Annotated in this window: 1 protein-coding gene; it reads right to left on the bottom strand. The window is 55.0% G+C overall.

The features are described 5' to 3' along the window. Positions 1-345: carboxymuconolactone decarboxylase family protein (locus tag PY990_RS16340; RefSeq protein ID WP_275272494.1), on the bottom strand; the 345-nt coding region annotated here is incomplete at its 3' end. Between the last annotated feature and the right edge of the window lie 28 nt (positions 346-373).

The raw sequence follows: 373 nt of genomic DNA, 5'->3' as shown, positions 1-373 counted from the left end.
TGCGTCGGCCTTAGGGTCATTTGATGCACCGCTGCGGTTGGCAGTGAGTTCAGCATCATCAAGCTTGGCCACCTTACGGCCTAGGAAGGAATGGGCAGCAAGGCAATAATCGCAGCCGTTGATCTCAGCGACGGCTAGGGCAATACGCTCAAGAGTCGCTGTACCCAAGCCGCCCTGTGCTGATGCTGCGCTCAATTGCAGGTAGCCAGTCAGCGCAGCAGGGCTGTTGGCAACGACGCGGAACATGTTAGGAACGCGGCCCAGTTGTTTTTCCACAGCCTTGAGTGAGGTATGGGTAGAAGTAGGCGCGGCGTCGATTGTGGTAGGGGTGTTCAAACGTGACATAAATTTCTCCTAGTGATTTGAAAGACAG

This window comes from Limnobacter olei (assembly GCF_029087225.1).
GTDB classification, from domain to species: Bacteria; Pseudomonadota; Gammaproteobacteria; order Burkholderiales; family Burkholderiaceae_B; genus Limnobacter; species Limnobacter olei.
This window is presented reverse-complemented; position numbering and strand designations above follow the sequence as displayed.